Here is a 22,948-nt window from a genome sequence, read left to right on the forward strand (position 1 = left end):
GCCAAGGGCATGGCTGGTTGGCTACGTTCGGGAGGGATAACCGCTGAAAGCATCTAAGCGGGAAGCCTGCTTCGAGATGAGCACTCCCACCTCCTTGAGAGGGTAAGGCTCCCAGTAGACGACTGGGTTGATAGGCCGGATATGGAAGCCCTGTGAGGGGTGGAGTTGACCGGTACTAATAGGCCGAGGGCTTGTCCTCAGTTGCTCGCGTCCACTGTGTTGTTCTGAAACAACGACCCCCCGCCCACGGCCTGGGTGGGGTGCGGTTGACAGTTTCACCGTGTTTCGGTGGTCATAGCGTGAGGGAAACGCCCGGTTACATTCCGAACCCGGAAGCTAAGCCTCACAGCGCCGATGGTACTGCAGGGGGGACCCTGTGGGAGAGTAGGACGCCGCCGAACAATCATTCAGAGCAACCCCGCCCGGGGCACCCGGGCGGGGTTTCTCGCATTTCTGGGCAGAAAGTCACCGGTGACGTATCGTCAGGGCATGGACGATCAGGACGCTCAGCAGGCACGCCTCCACCAGACGCCCCCCGGTACGGTCATCGCCGACGCGGTGCTGCGGCCGGAGTGGCGGGACGGCGTCCTGCGCGTCCTCGCCGAGGCCCGGGCGGCGGACGGCCGGGACGCGGTGTCCGAGCAGGGTCGGTTGCGGCTGCGTTCCTCGGAGGCGGCCAGGCCCGGCGTCACCCATCTGGTCCAGACGGCCCCCGCGGATTTCACCGCCACGGCCTCCGCCGTCCTCGGCTACGGCCAGCTGGAGGTCCCGGAGGGTGCCGGCAACCCGTCGGCCGAGCTGGTGGTGGCCCCGGCGGCCCGCGGGCGCGGGTACGGGCCCCGGCTGGTGGACGCGGTGCTCGCGGAGGCCCACCGGGCCGGGCACGACCAGGTCGACGTCTGGGTGCACGGGGGCCACCCCGCGGCCCGGCACCTGGCGGAGCGGTACGGGGCGAAGCTGGTGCGCGAGCTGCGGCAGATGCGGCGGACCGGCCCGCAGACCGAGGCCGCGCCGCTGCCGGACGGGATCGAGCTGCGGACCTTCCGTCCGGGTGAGGACGACGCCGAATGGCTGCGGCTGAACGCGCTGGCCTTCGCCCACCACCCCGAGCAGGGCGCCTGGACCGGACGGGACCTCGCCGACCGGCTGGCCGAGCCGTGGTTCGATCCGGCCGGCTTCTTCCTGGCGACCCGGGGGGGCCGTTTGGTGGGCTTCCACTGGACCAAGGTCCACCCGGGCACGGACGGCGGGCCGGCGCTGGGCGAGGTGTACGTGGTCGGCGTGGACCCTGCGGAGCAGGGCAGCGGACTGGGCCGGGCGCTCACCGCGGCGGGCCTGCGTCACCTGACCGGGCGCGGGCCGGGCGAGCGCGGACTGGAAACCGTACTTCTCTACGTGGATGCGGACAATCCGGCCGCTGTGCGGGTATATGAGCGATTGGGGTTCACCATCCACGAGGTGGACCTGATGTACCGCGTCGGGTACCGCGCCGACCAGGACGTATAGCGGAGCCGGAGCGGCCGGGGCAATGGGCCGGGAGGTCCGCCCCGGCCCCGACCGACTCAGCTTTCCTCCTGGCCATGCGGTGTTTACCGTGGATTCAATTGCTGCCGCGAAGATCACAGGATGAAGTCCGTAGTGTCTCGCTCGTGCAGCGTCGGCCGGCACTCGTTGTCCGGTCCGGTCCTGACCGCACCCGGTGGGTGGACGCTGGCGCTGGGCGAGGACGACGGGCCGCAGAGCCACTCGCGTCCGGACCCCGTCCTGCTGTTGGAGGAGCTGGAGCCCATGAGCATCCCCCGCCCCGTCTCTGCCCCGTTGTCACCGCCGGCCCTGATGGCGAGCGCGCTGGGCATACCGCCGGAGCTGCCCGCGGCCGACGAGCAAGAGTTCGAGGAGCTGCCCCAGGGGCGCTTCCTGGACCGCGAGCGCAGCTGGCTGGCCTTCAACGAGCGGGTCCTGGAGCTGGCCGAGGACCCGCAGATCCCGCTCCTGGAGCGGGCCAAGTTCCTGGCGATCTTCGCCAGCAACCTGGACGAGTTCTTCATGGTCCGGGTGGCCGGCCTCAAGCGCCGGATCGCCACGGGGGTGGCGCAGCGCAGTGCCTCCGGACTGCAGCCGCGCGAGGTGCTGGACCTGATCTGGACCCGCTCGCGCGAGCTCATGGCGCGGCACGCCGCGACCTTCCAGCAGGAGGTGCTGCCGGACCTCGCGGCCGAGGGCATCGAGCTGGTGCGCTGGCCGGAGCTGGCGGAGAAGGAGCAGGCCCGGCTGCACACGCTGTTCCGGCAGAAGATCTTCCCGGTGCTGACGCCGCTGGCGGTCGACCCGGCCCACCCCTTCCCGTACATATCGGGACTCTCCCTCAACCTCGCCGTCGTGGTGCGCAACCCGGTCTCGGGGCACAAGCACTTCGCCCGGGTGAAGGTGCCGCAGTCCCTCGCCCGCTTCCTGGAGGCCTCGCCGCAGCGGTACGTGCCGCTGGAGGACGTCATGGGGGCGCACCTGGAGGAGCTGTTCCCGGGCATGGAGGTGCTGGCGCACCACGCCTTCCGGGTGACGCGCAACGAGGACCTGGAGGTGGAGGAGGACGACACCGAGAACATCCTCAAGGCGCTGGAGAAGGAGCTGATGCGGCGGCGCTTCGGGCCGCCGGTGCGCCTGGAGGTCGAGGAGTCGATCGACCCGTACATCCTGGACCTGCTGGTGCGGGAGCTGAACATCACCGAGGCGGAGGTCTTCCCGCTGCCCGGGCCGCTGGACCTCACGGGTCTGTTCGGCATCGCGGACCTGGACCGGCCGGAGCTGAAGTACCCGAAGTTCGTGGCGGGCACGGCGCGCGGGCTGACCGACGTGGAGTCGGCCTCGCAGCCGGACATCTTCGCGGCGATGCGGGAGCGGGACGTGCTGCTGCACCACCCGTACGACAGCTTCTCGACCTCGGTGCAGGCCTTCCTGGAGCAGGCGGCGGGCGACCCGGACGTGCTGGCGATCAAGCAGACGCTGTACCGCACCTCGGGTGACTCGCCGATCGTGGACGCGCTGATCGACGCGGCCGAGTCGGGCAAGCAGGTGCTCGTCCTGGTGGAGATCAAGGCGCGCTTCGACGAGCAGGCCAACATCAAGTGGGCCCGCAAGCTGGAGGAGGCCGGCTGCCACGTGGTGTACGGCCTGGTGGGTCTGAAGACGCACTGCAAGCTGTCGCTGGTGGTCCGCCAGGAGGGCGACACGCTGCGTCGCTACTCGCACGTCGGGACGGGCAACTACCACCCGAAGACGGCCCGGCTGTACGAGGACCTCGGCCTGCTGACCTCGGACCCGCAGGTCGGCGCGGACCTCTCGGACCTGTTCAACCGGCTCTCGGGCTACTCGCGGCGCGAGTCGTACCGGCGGCTGCTGACGGCGCCGCGCGGGCTGCGGGACGGGCTGGTGACGCGGATCCACGACGAGATCGCGCACCACCGCGCGGGCCGGCCGGCGTACGTGAAGCTCAAGGTCAACTCGATCGTCGACGAGGCGCTGATCGACGCGCTGTACCGGGCCTCGCAGGCCGGGGTCCCGGTGGACGTCTGGGTGCGCGGGATCTGCGCGATCCGCCCGGGCGTGGCGGGGCTGAGCGAGAACGTCCGGGTGCGGTCCATCCTGGGCCGCTTCCTGGAGCACTCGCGGGTGTTCGTGTTCGGCAACGGCGGCGACCCGGAGGTGTGGATCGGCAGCGCCGACATGATGCACCGCAACCTGGACCGCCGGATCGAGGCGCTGATGCGGATCACCGACCCGGCGCACCGGGCGGAGCTCTCCGGGCTGCTGGACCTGGGCATGTCGGACGAGACGGAGTCCTGGCACCTGGGCCCGGACGGCGCCTGGACGCGCCGTTCGCAGGACGCCGAGGGCCGCCGGCTGCGGCACGTGCAGGACCTGCTGATCGACTCGCGTCAGCGCCGCCGGACGTCCTCGTCCTCCCGCTGAGGGGAGCGGGACCCGCGGGGCCGGAACGGGACCGGCCCCGGGGGAACCGGGACCCGGGCGGGCCGGGCCCCGGCGAAGCAGTCGGCCACCAGCCCCGGGGGGACCGCCCCCCGGGGGAACGGGGATCTACCAACTCATGACCGATGCGCCGATGACGGCCCTGGCGGCGTCCACAGCCACCGCCGGGGACATCCTCTCCAGCCATCTCACCGCCCAGGCCGGCGCCTTCCTGCGCGCCCTGCCGCTGGCGGTGGGCGAGGTCGGCGCGAGACCCGGGACCGTCGTCGTCCCGTCGGCCGGGACGTCGGACCTGCTGCGGGCGGTGCGGCGGATAGGCGGCCTGCTGCACACCTTCGGCGGGACCTTCGAGCCGGCGTGGGCGCAGGAGTCCCGGACCGAGCTGCGCTGGCTGCTCAACCTGCTGGCGCTGGAGCCCGGCTACGTACGGCGCTCGGCCCGGCTGCTGGGCGCGCTGGACGCGCTGAGCGCCGCCGAGCCGGACGCGCCGGGCATGCTGGCCGGGCACGCGGGCGCGCCGAAGGCCCGGGCGCTGCTGGACCGGCAGCTGACCCTGGCCCGGACCAGGGCGCACACCACGGTGCTGCAGGAACTGCGCTCGGCCCGGCTGCACGCGCTGGCGGACCGGATGACCCTGCTGGTCGGGGAGGCGCCGCTGCTGGACTCGGCGCAGGGCCGGGCGGGCGCGGTGCTGCTGCCGCAGGCGGCGGCGGCCTTCGCGGCGCTGGCGGCGGGGGCGGCCCAGCTGCCCCTGCAGCGGGCGGCGACCCCGTACGGCGGGGACGGGCTGCGCCGGCTGGGCGCGGTCCCCCCGGCGCGGGGGGCGGTGGACGCGGACGCGGCGCTGGCGGCGGACGACGAGCCGTGGCACCGGGTGCGGATCCTGGTGAAGCGGGCCCGGTACGCGCTGGAGGTGTGCGCCCGGCCGGCGGCGGAGCTGGACGGCCTGGACCTGGTGCTGGCCCGGCACCAGGAGGCGGCGGACGCGGCGGTGACGGCGGCGACCGCGGCGCGCACCCCGAGGATCACCCCCGCCACCGCGTACGTGCTGGGCGTGGTGCATGCTGATCAGCGACTGGAGGTGGAGGCGACGCGGTACGCCTTCGGCCGGCAGTGGCCGGAGGTGTCGGCCGGCCTGGACGGCTGGGAGCCACCGGTCTCCGACATCTCCCCAGCACCACGGATGGCATGACTTGAGTGACCGCCGCAGGGCCGCGCAGGACGACCACGCCCGGGGCCCGGGGGCCGCGGGCGGCCGCTCGCCGGTGATCCTGGCGGCCGGGGCGGTGCTGTGGCTGCCGGGCCGGCTGAAGAAGAGCGGCCGGCTGGGGCGGCCGAGGATCGCGGTGATCCACCGGCCCAAGTACGACGACTGGAGCCTGCCCAAGGGGAAGCTCGACCCGGGCGAGGGGGTCGTCGAGGCGGCGCTGCGCGAGGTGCTGGAGGAGACCGGGTTCCGCTGCGTGCTGGGGGTGGAGCTGCCGGCGCAGCACTACCTGGCGCAGGGGCGGCCGAAGGAGGTTCGCTACTGGTCGGCGGTGCCCTCGGGCGGGGAGTTCCGGCCGAACCGCGAGGTGGACCGGCTGGAGTGGTTGCCGGCGGGCAAGGCCCGGACGCGGCTGACGCACGAGCGCGATCGCGGGCTGGTCGACGCGCTGCTCGCCGAGCTGGGGGCCCGTCCGCTGAAGCGGGCCCGCCGCTAGCCTGCCCTTTCCTTCCCCTTTCGTGCCGGCCCTGTCAGACGCTGTCGTGTCGGGGTGCCGGGTGCGGTGGTCGGGCCTACGCTGTTCGTGCCGGGCGCCGACGGCGGTCCGTACGCGGTGGACACCGCGACCGCCGGGATCCGCTGGGTTCTGCGTGGTGCGGACGGGGCATCAGGCGCGGTCTCCGGCGGGGTGCCGGGTGGCCGGCCGTCGGTGTCGGACGGGAGCGGTCGATCGCCCGGTGGGGCTCCCGGGACGCGTGTGCCGGCGGCCCGTCGCGGGGCGTCCGAGGGGTGCCCCGGGGCGGTCGGGGTGATCTCGCCGCGCCCTCCCCGTGACGCAACCGTTACTACCTGACCCGGTTTCCTGCCATCCGTTCGAGGTTCACCTCCCGTTCACTCCCGACCGGCTGACGCGTCACCTACCGCGCCTAACTTCGGTCTCACCGGAGGGCCGAACGGGCCCCGGACCACAGCAAAACCCCGCGTTCCGCCGCCTCCCGCGGCCAGGGCGCCGGGCGTTGCCACAGAAAGGGACACCCCTGTGAAGCTCCAGCGGAACGGCCGCTCCAAGGCCCTCGCCATCGGTGCCATGGCGCTCGTCAGCTCGCTGTCGCTCGCCGCGTGCGGTTCGGACGAGAACAACACGAAGACCGCCGGTGGCTCCTCCAGCGGTGGCGCCGCCCCCGCCGCCTCCATCGCCTGCGGCAAGCCGGGCACCCTGGTCGCCGCCGGCTCCACCGCGCAGGGCAACGCGATCGACGTCTGGAAGACCACGTTCGGCGCCGCCTGCTCGGGCACCACGGTCAACTACGGCGGTGTCGGCTCGGGCGCGGGTGTCCAGCAGTTCACCCAGGGCAAGGTCCAGTTCGCCGGCTCCGACTCGGCGCTGAAGCCGGCCGAGGTCGACGCCTCCAAGGCGGTCTGCACCGGTGGCCAGGGCATCAACCTGCCGCTCGTCGGTGGCCTGATCTCGATCATCTACAACGTCGAGGGCGTCGACAACCTGGTCCTGGACGGCCCGACCACCGCCAAGATCTTCGACTCGCAGATCACCAAGTGGAACGACCCGGCGATCGCCGCGCTCAACCCGGGCGCCAAGCTGCCGGACGCCGACATCCAGGCGTTCCACCGCTCGGACGACTCCGGCACCACCGACAACCTCACCAAGTACTTCGAGAAGGCCTCGGGCGGCGCCTGGACCTACAAGCCCAGCAAGACCTGGGCGGCCAAGGGCGGCCAGGCCGCCAGCGGCAGCGCCGGCGTCTCCTCGCAGGTCAAGCAGGTCAAGAACTCGATCAGCTACGCCGAGCTGTCGTACGCCCAGACCAACAACCTGAAGAGCGCCGCCATCAACACCGGCGCCAGCAAGCCGGTCCCGGCCACCGCCGAGACCGCCGCCACGACCTTCGCCAAGGCCAAGATCGTCGGCACCGGCTCCGACCTGGCGCTGGAGTTCAACTACGCGACCAAGGAGGAGGGTTCCTACCCGCTCGTCCTGGTCACCTACGAGATCGTCTGCGACAAGGGCAACAAGGCCGAGACTCTCGACACGCTGAAGGCGTTCCTGACCTACGCGGCCGGTGACGCGGGCCAGAAGGCCGTCGGCGAGAAGGGCTACGTCCCGCTGCCCAAGGAGCTCACCGCCAAGGTCAACACCGCCATCGCCGGTCTGGCCTGACCGTAGGACCACCGTCGGGACGGCCCTGGAACAAGGAGGGGGGCCGGGGCCGTCCCGCTGGCCATCAGTGACACACCACAGGTGAAAAACGCAGAACCACGTCCGGGGCACCGCCGCCAGGGTGCCGCCCCCTCAGGGCGGTACCACCAGACCGGAGAAGACCAATGACTTCAAAAACCCCTGCCGCCCCGCGAGGCAGGGTCCGCCGCCAGCGTGACAGCCGACTCGGCGACAAGATCTTCATGAACGCCGCGCGAGGCTCGGGCATCCTGCTCCTGGTGGTCATGGCCGCCATCGCGGGCTTCCTGACCTGGCGCTCGGGCATCGCCCTCAGCAAGAACGAGGGCAACTTCCTCACCACCTTCGAGTGGACGCCGGACGCGGCGAAGCCGGTCTTCGGCGTCGCCGTCCTGGCGTTCGGCACGATCGTCAGCGCGTTGATCGCGATGATCATCGCGGTCCCGGTCGCCATCGGGATCGCGCTGTTCATCTCGCACTACGCGCCGCGCCGCATCGCGCAGCCCTTCGCCTACCTGGTGGACCTGCTGGCCGCCGTGCCCAGCATCGTCTACGGCCTGTGGGGCGCGCTCTTCCTGGTGCCGCACATGGAGGGCCTGACCAGCTGGCTGGACCAGTACCTCGGCTGGACGGTCATCTTCGACCAGTCCCGCACCGGCACCACCCCGCGCAACCTGTTCACCGTCGCCATCCTGCTGGCCATCATGGTCCTGCCGATCATCACCGCGGTCACCCGCGAGGTGTTCAAGCAGGTGCCGCGGATGCACGAGGAGGCGGCGCTCGCGCTCGGCGCGACCCGCTGGGAGATGATCCGTACCGCGGTGCTGCCGTTCGGCCGCCCCGGCATCATCTCGGCCTCGATGCTCGGCCTCGGCCGCGCGCTGGGCGAGACCATCGCCGTCGCGATCGTCCTGTCGCCCAACAGCATCCTGTCGCTGCACCTGCTCGACCCGGGCGGCGGCACCTTCGCGCAGAACATCGCGCTGAAGTTCAGCGAGGCCCAGCCCCTCGGCCGGGACGCGCTGATGGCCTCCGGCCTCGTCCTGTTCGTGATCACGCTGGTGGTCAACGGTGCGGCGCGGCTGATCGTCGCCCGCCGCAAGGAGTACTCGGGGGCCAACGCATGAGCACCGCGACCACGCCCGTCCCGGCGGACGCCCGGCCCATCGGCCGCAAGCTGACCGCCAACCGGCTGCCCAAGTGGGCGCCGGGCGCCACGGCCGCCGGTTCGATCGCGCTCGGCTGCGGGATCGGCCTGCTCGGCGGGCTGGAGAGCAAGATCCAGTGGGGCCTGATCTCGGCCGTGCTGTTCCTGGTCATCAGCTACGCCCTGGCCGTCCGCGTCGAGGGCCGCCGCCAGGCCAAGGACCGGTTCGCCACCTCGGTGATCTGGGTCTCCTTCATCCTGGCCGTCGTCCCGCTGGTCGCCCTGACCACCTACACCATCCAGCAGGGCGCCGAGGTGGTGGACGGGTACTTCCTCACCCACACCATGCGGGGCATCCTGCAGTCGGGCCCCGGCGGCGGCATCTACCACGCCCTCATCGGGACCCTGCAGCAGGTGGCCCTGGCGACCCTGATCGCCGCCCCGATCGGTCTGCTGACCGCCGTCTACCTGGTGGAGTACGGCCGCGGCCGGCTCGCCCAGGCGGTCACCTTCTTCGTCGACGTCATGACGGGTGTCCCGTCGATCGTCGCCGGTCTGTTCATCCTGTCCCTGTGGAACATCGCCCTCGGCTTCAACTACTCCGGCTTCTCGGGCAGCCTCGCGCTGGCCATCCTGATGATGCCGGTCGTGGTCCGCTCCACCGAGGAGATGCTGCGACTCGTCCCGAACGAGCTCCGCGAGGCCTCGTACGCGCTCGGCGTGCCCAAGTGGAAGACCATCCTGCGGATCGTCCTCCCCACCGCGATCGGCGGCATCATGACCGGCGTGATGCTCGCGGTCGCCCGCATCACCGGTGAGACCGCCCCGGTCCTGATGCTGGTGTTCGGCGCCGACTACCTCAACGACAACCCGTTCGACGGACCGCAGCAGTCCCTGCCGATGTACATCTGGCAGCAGTACGCCCAGGTCAACAACGACTTCGGCTACGCACGGGCCTGGGGTGCCGCGCTGGTGCTGATCGCCTTCGTGATGGGGCTCAACCTCATCGCCCGGGGCATCGCCCGGTGGCGGTCGCCCAAGGGCGGGCACTGACCGACCGACTGACGTACGAGACGACGAGAGAAGACGAAAGATCATGGCCAAGCGCATCGACGTCAGCGGACTGTCGGCCTTCTACGGCGGCACCAAGGCCATCGAGGACATCTCGATGACCGTCGAGCCCCGCTCGGTGACCGCCTTCATCGGCCCCTCCGGCTGCGGCAAGTCCACCTTCCTGCGCACCCTCAACCGCATGCACGAGGTGATCCCCGGCGCCCGCGTCGAGGGCAAGGTGCTGCTGGACGACGAGAACCTCTACGCCAAGGACGTCGACCCGGTCGCCGTCCGCCGCTCGGTCGGCATGGTGTTCCAGCGGCCGAACCCGTTCCCCACCATGTCGATCTACGACAACGTGATCGCCGGGCTGAAGCTCGCCGGCGTGCGGAAGAAGAACGTGCTGGACGGCGTGGTGGAGAAGTCCCTCCAGGGCGCCAACCTCTGGAACGAGGTCAAGGACCGGCTGAACAAGCCGGGCGCCGGCCTCTCCGGCGGCCAGCAGCAGCGTCTGTGCATCGCCCGCGCCATCGCGGTCGAGCCCGAGGTGCTGCTGATGGACGAGCCCTGCTCCGCCCTCGACCCGATCTCCACCCTCGCCATCGAGGACCTGATCGGCGAGCTCAAGAACCAGTTCACGATCGTCATCGTGACCCACAACATGCAGCAGGCGGCCCGCGTCAGCGACCGCACCGCCTTCTTCAACCTGGCCGGCGTCGGCCAGCCGGGCAAGCTGATCGAGATGGACGAGACCCAGCGGATCTTCTCCAACCCGTCGGTGCAGGCGACCGAGGACTACATCTCCGGCCGCTTCGGCTAGACCGCCCCTTCGGACGCGGGCCCCGGGCCTGCGCCGCGATCCCCGAGAACTGCTCCGCGGTGCTGCATGGCGGTGCCGCCGCGGAGCAAAGGGCCCGCCCCCGAGATGTGGGGGCGGGCCCTGCCGCCTTTCCGGGCGGGTCTTCCGTGCCGTGTGGTCCCGGACGGGTCTCCCGTCCCCGCGTCGTGTCGCCCGGGTCCCGTCCTGCGTCGTCCCGTCCTGTGCCGTCCCGTCCGGGCTCAGCCCCAGAACAGGTGGACCGGCCAGTAGATCAGCGCCGCGACCAGTGCGGCCGCCGGCATGGTGATGAACCAGCCGAGCACGATGTTCTTCGCCACGCCCCAGCGGACCGCGCGGATCCGCTTGGTGGCCCCCACGCCCATGATCGCCGAGGTGATCACGTGGGTGGTGGAGATCGGCGCCTTGTAGACGAACGAGGTGATGTACATGACCACCGAGGCGGTGGTCTCGGCCGCGAAGCCCTGCGGTGGGTCCAGCTCGATGATCTTGCGGCCGAGGGTCCTCATGATCCGCCAGCCACCGGCGTAGGTGCCCAGCGAGAGCATGGTCGCGCAGGAGATCTTCACCCAGACCGGGATGTCGTAGCTGGTCTGCTCGCCCGAGATGACCAGCGCCATGACCACGATGCCCATGGTCTTCTGGGCGTCCTGCAGACCGTGCGCGAGGGCCATGGCGGCGGCCGACGCGGTCTGGGCGACCCGGAAGTTGCGCTTGGCCCGGTGCGGATTGGCCCGCCGGAAGATCCAGAGGATCGCCAGCATCACCAGGTAGCCGCCGACCAGGCCGACGATCGGGGAGATGATCATCGGGATGATGATCTTGTCGACCACGCCGCCCCAGAGCACCTCGGTGCCGCCGGCCAGCGCCGCGCCCACCATGCCGCCGAACAGGGCGTGCGAGGAGGAGGAGGGCAGGCCGAAGTACCAGGTGATCAGGTTCCAGGTGATCGCGCCGACCAGCGCGGCGAAGAGGATCGCCATGCCCTGGTTGCCGCTGGGCGTCTCGATGATGCCCTGCGAGACGGTCTTCGCCACGCCGCTGCCCAGGAAGGCGCCGGCCAGGTTCATCACCGCGGCCATCGCCAGCGCCGCCCGGGGGGTGAGCGCCCGGGTGGAGACCGAGGTGGCGATGGCGTTCGCCGAGTCGTGGAAGCCGTTGGTGTACGTGAAGAAGAAGGCCACGCCGATGACGGCGATGAGTGCTGCCGTGTCCACGTGGGTCAGGACTCCTTGACGGCGATGGTCTCCACCGTGTTGGCGACGTGCTCGAAGGCGTCCGCCGCCTGCTCGAGGACGTCCACGACCTGCTTGAGCTTGAGCACCTCGATGGCGTCGTACTGGCCGCTGAACAGGTGCGCGAGCAGCCGGCGGTGGATCTGGTCGGCCTGGTTCTCCAGCCGGTTGACCTCGATCCAGTACTCGGTGAGGTTGGACATGCTGCGCAGGTTCGGCATCGCCTCGGCGGTCAGCTCGGCGGCCCGCGCCAGCACCTCGATCTGCTGCTCGATGCCCTTGGGGAGCGTCTGGATGTCGTAGAGGACGACCAGGTCGACGGCCTCCTCCATGAAGTCCATGATGTCGTCCAGCGACGAGGCGAGGCTGTAGATGTCCTCGCGGTCGAAGGGCGTGATGAACGACGAGTTCAGCTGGTGGAAGACCGCGTGGGTGGTGTCGTCCCCGGCGTGCTCGGCGGCGCGCATGCGCTCGACGATCTCCGCGCGGGCCGACACGTCCGCCCCCAGCAGTTCCAGCAGGAGCTTCGATCCGACGACGAGGTTCTCCGCGGCCGCGGCGAACATGTCGTAGAAGCTCGTCTCCTTCGGGGTCAGGCTAAAACGCACGGAGATCTCCGATGTGCGGGGTAGGGACTGAACGATGCTAGGTGCAACCAAGCGGAACCACGCAAACGGGGTGGCGACGGAGGAGCGGGAACCTCCTCTTCCGTTCGGGCGGCGCAAGGAGCGACGCGTCGGTGGACCGGACCGCACACCCGTGTGCGGACGTGAGCCCCAGTCTGACGGAACCTCGCGCGGATTGCGCCCGTCGTGCGCCGGGAAGATCAGGCCGCCGCCCGGACGGGGGAACCCCGGAACGGCCGTCCTGAGCGCCCCCGTCCGCGCCCCGGGAGCCGCGGCCGGAGCGGCCGGAGGAACACCACGCAGGGCCCCGGTGTTGGACACTGGAGGCCGACGCAGCCACCCAGGCACTCAGACGAAGGCGGGCCGATGACCACGACGCAAGCGCGCACCGAGCCGGACCCCACGCCCGGGGCCGGTCCGCACGGCGACCGGCCCGGCGCCGAGGGTCAGGACGGTGCCCGTGGCGCCCACGCCCACGGCGGGCACGGCCCGCACGGGTACAGCGCCCAGAAGGACGCCCACCTCAAGCGGCTGCGCCGGATCGAGGGCCAGATCCGCGGCCTGCAGCGGATGGTCGACGAGGACGTCTACTGCATCGACGTGCTCACCCAGGTCTCGGCCAGCACCAAGGCCCTGCAGTCCTTCGCCCTCTCGCTGCTGGAGGAGCACCTGCGGCACTGCGTCGCCGCGGCCGCCGAGGAGGGCGGGACGGAGCTGGACGCCAAGGTCGCCGAGGCCACGGCCGCGATCGGCCGGCTGCTGCGCAGCTGACCCGCCGGGCGCCGTCCACGGCCGCCGTTCACGGGCGCTGTTACCCGGCGCCGTCGCCCGCCGCCGTTGCCGGGAACGCCCGGCCTCCGGTGGCGGGGTGGCCCGGCCGGGAGCGCGGGCCGTACGGGCCGGGCAGGCCTATGGATCGTGCGGCCGGGTCAGGAGCCGCGCCGGCCCTCCTCCGGTCCGGCGGCCCCACCGTCGCCGGGCCGGTCGAGCAGGACCTCGTCGATCCGCTCGGTCGGCAACCGGTCGCCGGTGCTGGCCGTCGCGGCGATCATCAGCTCGCCGGCCAGCTCGATCTCGTCGAGGGCCGCGTCGTCGTGGCCGTCGCTGCGACCGACTGCGGACGACACCACCTGCACCACCCCTTCAGCGCCTCGCCAGCCCGGGCGGCGGCCACCCGACCCCAGCCTAGGCATTCGGGAGCCCCGCCACATGGCACGGACGGGCCATCTCGGCGCCGCCGAAACGGGTGGCACACCACCCTTCGGCGCCCACCCGGTCGGCGGGCACGCCCCGCACCGCTACTTCGGGCTCTCCGTGGACTTCATCGCGTAGATGTCCGCGGCCGGCGGCTCGGCCGCCTCCACGGGCTTCCCGAAATCCGTGAGCGAGGTGGTCGAGACCACCTTCACCTGGTCCTTCGCCTCCTTGGAGCCCGCCACCCCGGCGAAGGTGAACACCTCGACCACCTTGCGCAGCCGGCCCTGCTCGTCCAGCCAGGCGTCGTACGGGACCTCCTTGACCGTGAAGGTCTGTCCGGCCATCCGCAGGCCGTCCCCGCCGCGCCCACCGGTGGCCTCGGCCGCCTTGGCCAGGTCCAGGGTGCCCCGGTAGTGCTTCAGGACCACCCCGCCGACCGTCTCGGAGCCGACCAGCTCGGCCTTCTGCGCCCCGCGCAGCGCGCCCGCGGCGGAGGCCGGGTCGGTGGCGCCGCTGCTGACCAGGTTGCCGTCCGGCAGTTGGCGCACGTCCAGCTTGACCCACTTGCCCTCGGGCACCTTGGCCCCGCTGTTCTGCAGGTAGACGGTGCCGGGCAGGACCACCTCGACGATCTTGCCGGTGGTGGCGGCGCCGGGCGGCACGGTGACCTCCAGGCGGCCGACCCGCTTCACGTAGTCGTACCCGCCGGTGCCGGTGAAGACGGCCTTCTTCTCCGCGGACTCGGTGACCAGCTCCGTCACGGCGTGAGCGGAGCCCGTCCGGCCGGTGATGTCGGCGGCGCCGCGGACGGCCGTCAGCGGGTCGGCGGAGAGCTTGTCGGGGGTGGTGGCGGTGCCGTCCGCGGAACCGGCGCCCGAACCGCCCGAGCAGCCGGTCAGCACGGCCACGGAGACGGCCAGCGCCGCGGCGCCGGCCAGCGGGCGCGGTCGCGTCAGGGACCGGCCCGGCCGCGCGTGGTCCTGGTGCTGGTTGGGCTTCTTCATCTCGCGACAACCCCCTCGGGCCCTCGGGCCCGACCGCCCGGAAGGCCTCCGCCCCGGGTGGGCAGAACTCTTGCCCGGTAAACGAGTTGACCGGGAATGGGTTACGCGCGATCCGGCGCGTTCAGGGCGTCGCGCGCCGGGTGCCGAACGCGTTACGGTGAAGCCCGTGCAGAGTGAGCTGCCGGTCGCCCCCGGCACTGCCCAGATGCCCGAGCACCGCGTCGAGATCAGCGAGCGCGGTTCCTTCTCCTTCGCGTCCTGTAGCTGCGGCTGGTTCTCACCGGCCCGCCGCTCGCGCGAGCTGACCCGGCGTGAGGCGGCCGAACACGCCACCCGCAGCGTCACCTGAGCCACCGGGCGGACCGGGTTTGTCGGGTCTGCCGGTCCTGCCGGTCCTGCCGGGCCGTCCGGGGTCGTTCAGCGGCCCCGGACGTTCGGTTGTTCAGGCCGCGAGGTCGGACTCCGGCGGCTGGCCGTCGCTCGCCACCGGGCCGCTCCGGCCGCGGCGCCGGCGCCGGACCGGGCTCGGCCCACCCCCCTGACGTGCTCTGATCAGCGGCGCGACCGGTGTCCGGGCCAGCGCGTGGCAGAGCGGCACCAGGACGGCCATCGCGATCGGCGCGAGCAGCAGTACCACCGCCGTGGCGAGCGCGAAGCCGCCGATCACGTCGGTGGGGTAGTGCACACCCATGTACATCCGGCAGAAGCCCTGCAGCAGGGCCAGCGCGCCGGCGATCCAGCCCAGCCGGCGGTTCACCAGGAACAGCCCCACCGCGATGCCCATCGACATCGTGGAGTGGTCGCTGACGAAGGAGTAGGTGCCCTCCTTGCCCTCGACCAGCACGTCCAGCCCGGAGTGGTCGACGAAGGGGCGCGGCCGGTCCACGATCGCCGAGATCGGCAGGTTGGCCAGCTCGGCGACGGCGGTGGCCAGCGGCGCCCAGAGCAGTCCGGCGACCGCCACCGGGGCGTCCGGGCGGCGGCGGGCCTGCAGCCAGCCGGTCAGGCCCAGCAGCGCGAGCCCGAGCAGGATGCCGTACTCGCCGACCCAGGAGACCGCGTGGTCCAGCCAGTCCGGGGAGCGCCGGGCCAGACCGTTGACGGCGTAGAGCAGGTCGAGGTCGGGGTTGGTCGTGTCGGCAAGCGGCGTCGACACGCCGCACCTCCTTCTGGTTCCGCTGCACCTGGTCGATCGGTCGGGTCGGGCCCCGGACGGCCCCGGGACCCCGTGTGGTCGAGGTCCGCGCAGCTCAGACGCACCACGCGGGACCAACGGACACAACGTCATAGCCGGTGCACAGCGTTCCACGCAAACGCGCGGTTATGGAAACTTGACTCAGCGTCCACCTCACGCGCACACGGCGACGGGCGCCGGGGTCAGCTCTTTGCCGGGGTTTGACCTGGACCTGTCGGGACGGCGGCCGCCGCCGGGCGTGCCGCGGTCGGCGGCGCCGCGGCCGTCGCCCGGGGGGCGGCCGGCGAGGAGGCGGGCGCCGGGGCGTTCTCCGGGTTGCCCGAGCCCGGGCCGCCCTTGCCGGTGATGGTGCCGTCCGTGCCGCGCGCCGGCAGCGCCTCCGCACCGTCCGAGGTGACCCGGGTCGCGCCGATGTACTCCTTGGTGTCGATCTTGTCGTACCGGATCACCGCACCGGTGTGCGGCGCGTCGATCATGTACCCGCCGCCCACGTAGATGCCCACGTGGTGGATGCTGCGCGGATCGCTCAGATCGGTCGCCCAGAACACCAGGTCGCCGGGGCGCAGTTGGTCCCGGGACGGGTGCGGCCCCGCGTACCACTGGTCGTTGGCCACCCGGGGCAGCTCGATGCCCACGCTCTCGAACGCCGCCTGGGTGAGCCCCGAGCAGTCGAACCGTCCTCCCTGGGAGGGGAGCCCCTCCCCGCCCCACAGGTACGGGGTGCCCAGCTTGGTCTGCGCGAAGTAGATCGCGCCCGCCGCCTGCGCCGACACCTCCACCGGCGCGGTCGGCGCCGAGAAGCTGCGCGCCAGCGACCGGATGCTCTTCACGTACCCCTGGGTCTCCTTGTACGGCGGCACCCCGCCGTACTTGATGACCGCGTACGGACCGGCGTTGTACGCGGCCAGCATGTTGGCCTGCTGATCGCCCCCCACCTTCGCCACCTCACGGGCGAGCTGGCAGTCGTACGTCGCCGCCGAGGCGATCGCGTCGATCGGGTCCCAGACGTCCTTGCGGCCGTCGTTGTTCCCGTCCGTCGCCAGATTCGCCCAGGTGCCCGGCATGAACTGCGCCATTCCCTGTGCGCCGACCGGAGAACGCGCGTCGGGGTTGAATCCGCTTTCCTGGTACAGCTGCGCCGCCAGCATCGGCGGGGAGATCTCCGGACAGAGCTGACCCCACTGCTGGATCGCCCCCTGGTACGCCGCCGGCACCGTCCCCGGCGAGAGCGCGGAGTGACTCTGACGGGCCGACTGCTGCGGCACACCACTCGCCGCATATGTCCCGATCGTCACCAGGCCGACGAAGCCCAGGGCGACAACTCCCGCCGCGGCGGCGGCCGTACCGGCCTTCCGGAGTACCATCAGCACCATCCCGACGAATCGTCAGTCGAAGTGTCCCGGAAGGCGTTGCTCACCGCAATCATCAGAGATACAAACAGTGAGCGCTATCCTTCGTACGATGGACATCCTGGCGTACGTGTCCGACGCCTCACGACCAATCCGCGAGAAGCAGCCAAGTCGACATCAGATCTGGCCAAGAATAGGTTCCGACCCTTCGCGCGGGCGGGGTCTGGGCCCTTGAATTTGCCTGATCGGGCGGTGAGATGGAAATGAACCTGAGCAGCGTGGACAGCATCGCGATCGGCCACCTGGCCGAGGAGCCCCCCAAGAAACCCAATATCGACACCATCATCGGCGGGATCGCCCCGGACTGGGGGCCGTTCGCCAGCCTCGGCTCCGAGGCCCGGGTGATGGTCGAGGTCGTCATGGCCGTGGCGATCCTCGCCTGCCTCGGCCTCGCCGTCTGGGGCGCGGCCAAACAGCGGATCGGCGCCACCGCCATGCGCGACAGCTTCGGCGCCGAACAGGGCAAGGGGCTGATCATCGCCGGGCTGACCGGCGTGTTCATCATTGGATCACTGGGCACCCTGTTCACCATTGTCTACGGGATGGCCATCTGACGATCGGACAGGGGTGGTCCCGCCCGCTGTCCGACCGTCCGGCCACGCCCCCGACCGCGCGCCCGCCGTCGTCCACGCCGCCGGGCCGCGCGACCCCGCAGCACCGCAGGACCCGCCAGGAGTCCGTCCACGACCCCCTCCGCGCCCGGCCACGGGCCGAGGGGACCCCGGAGCCGCCCAGCCGGCTCCCCGCACCAGGAGGGCCGCCGTGCCGTTGTCCGACGACCAGCCGCACACCCGTACGCGGCTACCGGTCGGCGAACAGTCCTCCTCGCAGATCAACGCGCGTCAGCCCCGCCCGCTGCGCACCCTGCTGACCGTGCTGGTGGTCGTCACCCTGCTCGTCGTGGCGATCTCCATCGCCAACCGCGGCAAGCCCGACCCCGCGCCCGCCACCTCCGCCGACCGGGCCGCCGCCAGCACCCCGCCCTCCGGCGCCGGCCCCGCCCCCAGCGGCGACCAGCCCGTCGCCACCACCAGCAACGGCATCGGCACCGGGTACCCGCGCACCGACGCCGGCGCCCAGTCGGCCGCCGCCAACTACGCCGTGGCGATCGGCTCCGCCGACATGTTCCGCACCGACGCCCGCCACACCATCGTCACCACCATCGCCGACCCGGCCGCCCTGCAGGCCCTCCAGTCCCGGCTGGACCAGGGCTTCTCGGCGGAGAGCATCGCGCGGTTCGGCGTGGACGCCCAGGGGCGTGCCCCCAAGGGACTGACGCTGGTGAGCCGTACGGTGCCGGTCGGTACCAAGAGCTCCTCCTACAGTGCGGAGGGAGCCAAGGTCGAGGTCTGGTGCGTGGGGCTGTTCGGTCTGGCTGGTGAGACCTCGACCAGGCCCGTCTCGCAGGAGTGGTTCTCGCTGGTCCTCAACCTGCGCTGGACCGGAGCGGACTGGAAGCTCGTCGACTACAGCCGGGCGGCCGGCCCGGCGCCGGTACCGCCTGACCAGCAGGCCGCGACCTCGGAGGAGATCACTGGTGCCGTCGAGCAGTTCGGAGGCTTCCGTTATGCCCGCTGACGGTGCTTCCGGTCGTCTCTTGGTCCGCGGGCTGCGCCGGGTCGGCGGTGGTCTCCTGCTGGGAGGCCTTTCCGTCGTTCTCGCGGCCCGGCCGGCGCTGGCCGCGCCCTCTCCGAGCCCGACGGCGTCGAACTCGAACTGCCCTGGCATCCCTCTGCCGGGAAGCGACGTTTACTGCGCTCCGGGAGGAACCTCGTCCCTCCCCGGGACGGGGTCGGTGGGCAACGTCGCCGATCCGCTGGGGTCGTTGGCGAAGGGGTGTGCGCAGGCGGCGGCGTGGGTGGTGCGGAACCTGTCGGGGGCGATCGACGGGACGACGCAGGTGGACTTCACCAACGCGTCGTTCCTGCAGCAGTACGCGGTGGTGTTCGCCGGGTCGACGATCATCACGCTGGTGCTGTGGCTGCTCGCGGTGACCAAGCGGGCCGTGCGCGGGGCGCCGCTGACGACGGCGATCTCCGAGGCGATCGGGTTCCTCTGGCTGACGGTGGTGGCCTCGGCGTTCACGCCGTTGATCCTGTACACCGTGGTGAGCGCGACGGACGGGCTGACCAAGGCGATCGCGGTGGGGACGAAGTCGGACACCGGGACGTACCTGGGCGGGTTCGCGGACACGCTGGAGAAGGGGTCGATGGGCGGTGGCCCGCTGATCCTGATCATCGTCTCGCTGGTGGCGGTGCTGGCGGCCGCGGTGCTCTGGATCGAGCTGCTGATCCGGGCCGCGATGCTGTACGTGGGCGCGCTGCTGGGGACGGCGGTGTACGCGGGGCTGGTGGACAAGCAGTTGTGGAAGCACGTGCGCCGCTGGGCCGGGATCATGCTCGCGGTGGACCTCGCCAAGCCGATCATCGTGATCATCCTGGGCCTGGCCGGCGCGGTGGCGACCGGGGCGGGGGCGAACGACGACTTCGCGCGGGTGCTGTCGGGTCTGGCGATCCTGTTCCTGTCGATCTTCGCGAGCGCCGCCGTCTACCGGTTCGTGCCGGGCTTCGGTGACGAGATCATGAGCATGCGCCACGCCCGGGCGAACGCGGTGTCGGCCGGATCGGCGATGATCAACGGCACCGCGAACCTGGTCAAGCAGGGCATCAGCACGCACGGCGACCGCGGCCCGCAGGCCGCGACCGCCTCGGGCTCCGGCGCGGGCGGCGGTTCGGTCGCGCCGGGCATCGCCGCCCACGCGGGCCGGACGCCGGCGCCGCCGCCGCAGGCCGCCCCGCCCCAGGTTCCGATCCGCGACAGCAATCCAGCGAAGGGAGGGTGACGGGTAGATGAGCAGCGAACCGCTCGGCCAGTACGGGGCCCAGTACGCCCAGCCGTACGTGCACCAGCGCCGCACCTACCTGATCGGCAAGGCCCGCCCGAACGCGCCGATCGGCCGCAACCGGGAGTCCGGCGAGATCGTCCTGATCATCTTCGGGGCCTTCCTCGGCATGATGTGGGGCCTGCTGATGCCGGTCCTGGCCCTGCGCATCGCGGGTCTGGTCGGCCTGCCCGCGCTGGCCATCGCCGCCGTGTACGTGCCGTACCGGCGGCGGACGTTCTACAAGTGGGTGGAGATCAACCGCACCTACCGCCGGACGGTCCGCAGCGGCCGGGCGGTGTGGCGGTCGGACGTGGTCGACGCCGGCACCCGGCTGGACGGGCGCGAGGTGGAGATCGGCCCGCCGCCGGGGGTGGGGCGGCTGCGCTGGCTGTCGGCGCCGTTCGGGCCGGACGAGGTCGGGGTGCTGATGCACCTGGAGCGGCGGACGGTCACCGCGGCGATCGAGATCGAGGGCCCGGGCGTGGGCCTGCGCGACTCCGAGGACCAGGAGGCGCTGGTCGACCGGTTCGGCACGCTGCTCAAGCACGTCGCCAACGGGGACGGCTTCGTGACCCGGCTGCAGATCCTGGCCCGTACGCTGCCGGCCGACCCGGACGCGCACGCCAAGGACGTGGAGCGGCGTGGCGACCACGGCGCGCCGCGCTGGCTGCAGGACTCGTACGACCAGTTGCAGTCGATGGTGTCGACCTCCTCGGAGCAGCACCGGGCGTACCTGGTGGCGTGCATGCACTACACCCGTGACCTGGCGGCCGAGGCGCACGCGATGGGCCGTACGGCCACCGGTCGGCGGGCCCGGGACGACGAGGGGCTGGCGGCCGTGATGGCCCGCGAGCTGACCGACATCTGCGCGCGGCTGGCGGAGGCGGACATCCGGGTGCGCCAGCCGCTGGGGCAGGCCCGGCTCTCCTCGCTGCTGCACTCGATGTACGACCCGGACCACCCGATCGACCACATCCAGGCGATGTCGAAGCGCAACGCCTGGCCGGCCGAGCTGGACGCGACCGAGCCGCAGTACCTGCAGGCGAAGACCCGCGAGTCGGTGACCCGGGCACCGTGGTGCCACGCCACCGCCTGGATCAAGGAGTGGCCGCTGACCCCGGTGGGCGTCAACTTCCTGGCGCCGCTGCTGGTGCACACCCCGGACGTGATCCGGACGGTCGCGGTGACGATGGACCTGGAGCCGACCGACGTCGCGATCGAGCGGATGCTCACCGAGAAGACCAACGACGAGGCGGAGGCCAACCGCGCCGCCAAGATGAACCGCACGGTGGACCCGCGCGACCTGGCCCACACCGGTCGGGTCGACCAGCGCGGTGACGACCTGGCCTCCGGCGCGGCCGGGGTCAACCTGGTCGGGTACATCACGGTCTCCTCGCGCAACCCGGACGCGCTGGCCCGCGACAAGCGGACCATCCGCGCCTCGGCCGGCAAGAGCTACCTCAAGCTGGAGTGGTGCGACCGCGAGCATCACCGCGCGTTCGTCAACACCCTGCCGTTCGCCACCGGCATCCGTCGCTGATCCACCTGGAGGCCCCGCATGGCGATCGGCAACCTCACCGACGCGTTCACCAGCCTGATGTTCGGCAAGGTGGAGACCACCCGGCTGCCGGTGCGCACCTCCACCGGCCAGGCGCAGGCGGTCTACCTGCCGACGGCGGCCCCGGGACTGGGCGATTCGGGCGTGATCATCGGCCGCGAGGTGTACAGCGGCAAGGGGTACGTATACGACCCGTTCCAGCTGTACGGGCAGCAGTTGCCGGCCCCGCACTGGCTGGTGCTGGGCGAGTCCGGCAACGGCAAGTCGGCGCTGGAGAAGACGTACGTGCTGCGCCAGTTGAGGTTCCGTGACCGGCAGGTCGTGGTGCTGGACGCGCAGGGCGAGGACGGCGTCGGCGAGTGGAACCTGATCGCCGACGCGCTGGGCATAAAGTCGATCCGCCTCGACCCGATGGCCGCCCGCGACGGCGGGGTGAAGCTCAACCCGCTGGACCCGGCGATCACCCAGACCGGTCAGCTGTCCCTGCTGCGGACCATCATCGAGGTGGCGATGGGGCGCGGCCTGGAGGAGCGCGCCGGGTTCGCACTGAAGGCCGCGCACGCCCACGTGGTGGCCATGGTGACGGACCGCCAGCCGGTGCTGGACGACATCATCACCACCCTGCGCAACCCCGACCTGTCGGCGGTGGAGTCGCTGGGCGTGGCGGTGGAGGAGGTGCAGTCCTGGGGCCTGGACGTGGCCCTGGTGCTGGACCGGCTGGTCGACGGTGACCTGCGGGGCATGTTCGACGGCCCGACCACGGACGGGATCGACCTGGACGCCCCGTTGATCGTCTTCGACCTGTCGCACATCGACCGCAACTCCATCGCGATGCCGATCCTGATGGCGATCGTCGGCGTCTGGCTGGAGCACACCTGGATCAGGCCGGACCGGAAGAAGCGCATCTTCCTGGTCGAGGAGGCCTGGCACATCATCAACAGCCCTTTCGTGGCCCAGCTGTTCCAGCGGCTGCTGAAGTTCGGCCGCCGGCTCGGGCTCTCCTTCGTCGCCGTGGTGCACCACCTGTCGGACGTGGTGGACGGCGCGGCGGCCAAGGAGGCGTCGGCGATCCTGAAGATGGCCTCGACGCGGACGATCTACATGCAGAAGGCCGAGGAGGCGCGGTCCACCGGCCGGGTGCTGGGTCTGCCGCGCTGGGCGGTTGAGATCATCCCCACACTTTCGCCGGGCATCGCGGTCTGGGACGTCAACGGCAACGTGCAGGTGGTCAAGCACATCATCACCGAGACCGAGCGCCCATTGGTCTATACCGACCGGGCGATGACCGAGGACGCGGTGGCCGAGCGGGCCCGGGCAGAGCGTCAGTTGGCGGCCGAACCGGGCGTCTGAGCGCGTGCCGACCGCCGCGCGGGCGTCCCGGCCGGGGCGCCCGGGGCCGCGGCGGGTCCGGCGC

21 protein-coding genes and 2 rRNA genes are annotated in these 22,948 nt (G+C 71.6%); 17 read left to right on the forward strand and 6 right to left on the reverse strand.

Annotated elements, in window-relative coordinates:
• The 10 genes from ACWEQL_RS17930 to pstB all read left to right on the forward strand — a co-directional run.
• A 23S ribosomal RNA gene (locus ACWEQL_RS17930) occupies positions 1-199 on the forward strand; the annotation flags it as partial.
• Between the two features lie 85 nt (positions 200-284).
• Positions 285-401, forward strand: a 5S ribosomal RNA gene (rrf, locus tag ACWEQL_RS17935).
• A gap of 88 nt (positions 402-489) precedes the next feature.
• Entirely contained in the window at positions 490-1,506 is a 1,017-nt protein-coding gene (mshD, locus tag ACWEQL_RS17940) for a mycothiol synthase (RefSeq protein WP_452151226.1), read from the forward strand.
• Between the two features lie 282 nt (positions 1,507-1,788).
• Positions 1,789-3,969, forward strand: a complete 2,181-nt coding sequence (locus tag ACWEQL_RS17945; protein WP_452151267.1) for an RNA degradosome polyphosphate kinase — start codon at positions 1,789-1,791, stop codon at positions 3,967-3,969.
• Positions 3,970-4,105: 136 nt separating this feature from the next.
• Complete coding sequence (locus tag ACWEQL_RS17950; protein ID WP_452151227.1) at positions 4,106-5,179, forward strand: CHAD domain-containing protein; 1,074 nt, start codon at positions 4,106-4,108, stop codon at positions 5,177-5,179.
• A 1-nt stretch (position 5,180) separates the two neighbouring features.
• Positions 5,181-5,690 (forward strand): NUDIX hydrolase, encoded by a 510-nt coding sequence (locus ACWEQL_RS17955; RefSeq protein ID WP_452151228.1) that lies wholly within the window; start codon positions 5,181-5,183, stop codon positions 5,688-5,690.
• A 543-nt stretch (positions 5,691-6,233) separates the two neighbouring features.
• On the forward strand, positions 6,234-7,370 hold the full coding sequence (gene pstS, locus ACWEQL_RS17960; RefSeq protein WP_452151229.1) for a phosphate ABC transporter substrate-binding protein PstS: 1,137 nt from the start codon (positions 6,234-6,236) through the stop codon (positions 7,368-7,370).
• Positions 7,371-7,534: 164 nt separating this feature from the next.
• A complete protein-coding gene (gene pstC, locus ACWEQL_RS17965) occupies positions 7,535-8,515 on the forward strand; it encodes a phosphate ABC transporter permease subunit PstC (RefSeq protein ID WP_452151230.1) in 981 nt (326 codons plus the stop codon).
• Entirely contained in the window at positions 8,512-9,588 is a 1,077-nt protein-coding gene (gene pstA, locus ACWEQL_RS17970) for a phosphate ABC transporter permease PstA (protein WP_452151231.1), read from the forward strand. Before pstC ends, pstA begins: the two co-directional genes overlap by 4 nt.
• Before the next feature lie 43 nt (positions 9,589-9,631).
• Positions 9,632-10,408 (forward strand): phosphate ABC transporter ATP-binding protein PstB, encoded by a 777-nt coding sequence (gene pstB / locus ACWEQL_RS17975; RefSeq protein WP_452151232.1) that lies wholly within the window; start codon positions 9,632-9,634, stop codon positions 10,406-10,408.
• A 239-nt stretch (positions 10,409-10,647) separates the two neighbouring features.
• Here pstB and ACWEQL_RS17980 read toward each other — a convergent pair whose 3' ends face one another.
• Positions 10,648-11,643 (reverse strand): anion permease, encoded by a 996-nt coding sequence (locus tag ACWEQL_RS17980; RefSeq protein WP_452151233.1) that lies wholly within the window; start codon positions 11,641-11,643, stop codon positions 10,648-10,650.
• Positions 11,644-11,648: 5 nt separating this feature from the next.
• Entirely contained in the window at positions 11,649-12,269 is a 621-nt protein-coding gene (locus ACWEQL_RS17985) for a DUF47 domain-containing protein (protein WP_452151234.1), read from the reverse strand.
• 384 nt (positions 12,270-12,653) lie between these two features.
• On the opposite strand from ACWEQL_RS17985, the gene ACWEQL_RS17990 reads away from it, so the two are divergent.
• The gene (locus ACWEQL_RS17990) at positions 12,654-13,058 is read left to right on the forward strand and encodes a metal-sensitive transcriptional regulator (RefSeq protein ID WP_452151235.1); all 405 of its coding nucleotides are present in this window, start codon (positions 12,654-12,656) and stop codon (positions 13,056-13,058) included.
• A gap of 158 nt (positions 13,059-13,216) precedes the next feature.
• Here the strand turns inward: ACWEQL_RS17990 and ACWEQL_RS17995 are convergent, their stop codons facing one another.
• Together ACWEQL_RS17995 and ACWEQL_RS18000 are read right to left on the reverse strand one after the other, a co-directional pair.
• Positions 13,217-13,417, reverse strand: a complete 201-nt coding sequence (locus tag ACWEQL_RS17995; RefSeq protein WP_452151236.1) for a hypothetical protein — start codon at positions 13,415-13,417, stop codon at positions 13,217-13,219.
• 168 nt (positions 13,418-13,585) lie between these two features.
• Positions 13,586-14,488 carry a hypothetical protein gene (locus ACWEQL_RS18000; RefSeq protein WP_452151237.1) on the reverse strand — a complete coding sequence of 301 codons (903 nt, stop codon included), beginning with the start codon at positions 14,486-14,488 and terminating at the stop codon, positions 13,586-13,588.
• A 166-nt stretch (positions 14,489-14,654) separates the two neighbouring features.
• Here ACWEQL_RS18000 and ACWEQL_RS18005 point away from each other — a divergent pair, with 166 nt between their 5' ends.
• A complete protein-coding gene (locus ACWEQL_RS18005; protein ID WP_452151238.1) occupies positions 14,655-14,837 on the forward strand; it encodes a hypothetical protein in 183 nt (60 codons plus the stop codon).
• Between the two features lie 93 nt (positions 14,838-14,930).
• Here the strand turns inward: ACWEQL_RS18005 and ACWEQL_RS18010 are convergent, their stop codons facing one another.
• Complete coding sequence (locus ACWEQL_RS18010) at positions 14,931-15,644, reverse strand: phosphatase PAP2 family protein (RefSeq protein ID WP_452151239.1); 714 nt, start codon at positions 15,642-15,644, stop codon at positions 14,931-14,933.
• A 221-nt stretch (positions 15,645-15,865) separates the two neighbouring features.
• Positions 15,866-17,047: a bifunctional lytic transglycosylase/C40 family peptidase gene (locus ACWEQL_RS18015; protein WP_452151268.1), complete on the reverse strand. Its 1,182-nt coding sequence runs from the start codon at positions 17,045-17,047 to the stop codon at positions 15,866-15,868.
• 248 nt (positions 17,048-17,295) lie between these two features.
• Here ACWEQL_RS18015 and ACWEQL_RS18020 point away from each other — a divergent pair, with 248 nt between their 5' ends.
• From ACWEQL_RS18020 to ACWEQL_RS18040, 5 genes are all read left to right on the forward strand, one after another.
• Positions 17,296-17,646: a hypothetical protein gene (locus ACWEQL_RS18020; protein ID WP_452151240.1), complete on the forward strand. Its 351-nt coding sequence runs from the start codon at positions 17,296-17,298 to the stop codon at positions 17,644-17,646.
• 208 nt (positions 17,647-17,854) lie between these two features.
• Positions 17,855-18,670, forward strand: coding sequence for a hypothetical protein (locus tag ACWEQL_RS18025; protein WP_452151241.1), 816 nt, complete (start codon positions 17,855-17,857; stop codon positions 18,668-18,670).
• Positions 18,671-18,950: 280 nt separating this feature from the next.
• Positions 18,951-19,934 (forward strand): hypothetical protein, encoded by a 984-nt coding sequence (locus ACWEQL_RS18030; RefSeq protein ID WP_452151242.1) that lies wholly within the window; start codon positions 18,951-18,953, stop codon positions 19,932-19,934.
• A gap of 7 nt (positions 19,935-19,941) precedes the next feature.
• Complete coding sequence (locus ACWEQL_RS18035; RefSeq protein WP_452151243.1) at positions 19,942-21,516, forward strand: SCO6880 family protein; 1,575 nt, start codon at positions 19,942-19,944, stop codon at positions 21,514-21,516.
• A gap of 18 nt (positions 21,517-21,534) precedes the next feature.
• Positions 21,535-22,884 carry an ATP-binding protein gene (locus ACWEQL_RS18040; protein WP_452151244.1) on the forward strand — a complete coding sequence of 450 codons (1,350 nt, stop codon included), beginning with the start codon at positions 21,535-21,537 and terminating at the stop codon, positions 22,882-22,884.
• Positions 22,885-22,948 lie beyond the last annotated feature (64 nt).

This window comes from Kitasatospora sp. NPDC004240, assembly GCF_053603215.1.